This window comes from Acinetobacter sp. WCHA39 (assembly GCF_002165385.1).
In the GTDB taxonomy this organism is placed as follows: domain Bacteria; phylum Pseudomonadota; class Gammaproteobacteria; order Pseudomonadales; family Moraxellaceae; genus Acinetobacter.
On record NZ_NHRP01000075.1, the window covers coordinates 1 to 1955 of the forward strand.

General features: G+C 43.9%; 2 protein-coding genes. Both read right to left on the reverse strand.

Annotated features, from left to right (window positions below; genetic code table 11):
- Positions 1–74: 74 nt before the first annotated feature.
- On the reverse strand, positions 75–848 hold the full coding sequence (gene istB, locus CDG56_RS16615) for an IS21-like element ISAba8 family helper ATPase IstB (RefSeq protein WP_001053379.1): 774 nt from the start codon (positions 846–848) through the stop codon (positions 75–77).
- The gene (istA, locus tag CDG56_RS16620) at positions 848–1867 is read right to left on the reverse strand and encodes an IS21-like element ISAba8 family transposase (protein WP_087548446.1); all 1020 of its coding nucleotides are present in this window, start codon (positions 1865–1867) and stop codon (positions 848–850) included. The genes istB and istA overlap by 1 nt, the downstream gene beginning before the upstream one ends.
- Between the last annotated feature and the right edge of the window lie 88 nt (positions 1868–1955).

Below are 1955 nucleotides of genomic sequence, written 5' to 3' on the forward strand. Positions count from 1 at the left end.
TGTCAACGGCATTCTAAAATTGACCCCTTTTACCTTACAAATGGCAAAGTAAAATTGACCCCTTTGATCTCGTATTAAGTTTCAACCTGGGGTTGAATCCCAATTCTTTTTTTATCCTTCAAACGATAACTCTCACCCGATATTTGTACCACATGACAGTGATGTAATAGCCGATCTAACATCGCAGCGGTCAACGTGACATCATCCGCAAATGACTTAGACCATTGGCTAAAGGGTAAGTTACTCGTCAATATCGTACTGCCTTTTTCATAACGCTTGGCAATCACGTTAAAGAACAGATTCGCTTCTTCACGTCCAAATGGTAAATAACCAATTTCATCGATAATCAGTAACTTGGGTCCCAGTACCGCACGCTGCATATAGGTTTTCAATTTACCTTGCTGATAGGCTGTACTCAGTTGCAGCATTAAATCCGCTGCGGTAATGAACTTGATCTTAATGTTGTTCATGATGGCCTTATAGCCTAATGCCATAGATAAGTGCGTTTTTCCTACTCCGCTAGCCCCCAGAAACACCACATTTTCTGCTCTAGCAATAAAGCTCAGATTGAACAGTTCAATCACCTGTGATTTAGGGGCCCCTAGGGCATAATTAAAATCATAGTCTTCCAGGGTTTTGACTTGAGGCAGGCCTGAGAGTTTCATCAGTACCTGCTGGCTGCGCTGTTGCCTGGCAGCATATTCATGCGTCAAGATCGCTTCAACAAAGTCGGCATAACTTCCATCCTGACCTAATGTTTGTTGTGCATGATGTGACCATTGTGATGCGATGGCAGGCAGATTGAGCTTTTGGCAAAGCTGCTCTATACGGTCGTATTGCAGATTCATCAGGAAACTCCCAGCAACTGGTCATATACAGATAAGGGATGCTGCAAACTCTCGTAGGGCATGACATGCTGTGCTGCTGCAACAGGTACAGTGCTGGAACCTATATCTGATTGCGGTAATGGCGTAAATTTTTGCTGCTCCTGTTGCAGTCGAACAGCCGGTTTTTCTTGCGTGGTGGCATGAATCCGCTGATTGGCGGTTTCATGCAACCACCGGCCAATGTGGGCATTGGCGACATCAACATCTAACAGTAAACCCGAAGTCTTCAGGCTTGCTTTCAATGGCACAATAAAGCTTGATTTGAGGTATCCATTAAAGCGTTCAACTTTGCCTTTGGTCTGTGCACGGTAGGGCTTACATACGCGAGGACGAAAGCTGTACTTCTTAGCGCAGTCGAGCAGTTTGGGGTTCCATTTATGCTGCCCCTCCTGATAGGCATCCCGTTCAATCATGATCGTTTTAGCGTTATCAAACAGGATTTCTTGAGGTACTCCTGCAAAGAACTGAAATGCATTTTCTAGACCATCGATCCATGCATCCGTACGTTCATGATCATAAAATTTCACGAAAGTCGCTCTGGAATACCCTAATGTTGCGACAAAGGCTTTCAAAGTCGTGTTGTTGCGTCGAATTGTGGTGAAATCCACCTGCATTTGTTGGCCAGGTTGGGTTTCAAAACGAATGATCGGTTCCAGTTTGGCAACTGGTTTTAATGTTGCAAGATATTCCCTCAAGATCCTGATCTTTCCTGGATATCCCAACCCTAAAATTTCCTGGTAGAGCACAACAGCAGGAATCCATTCAGGATGAGCTGCGTTTACACGTTGAAGTAAATAGGGTTTATATGGGTCAAGGATACTTATTCTAGGCTGTATACGCTGATACTGAGGTGTGGTGTTTTGCCGTAAATATTTACGTACGGTATTTCTGGACACCCCCAGTTCACGAGTAATCGCTTTAATAGATTTACCTTGCTGATGAAGTATTTGGATTGTCACTGCTTGCTCCAAAGTTAACATGTTGAGCAGTCCAAAATGACCGCTATATTAACCAAGGGGGTCAGTTTTTAAATGCCATTAGGGGGTCATTTTTACACTGCCGCTAACA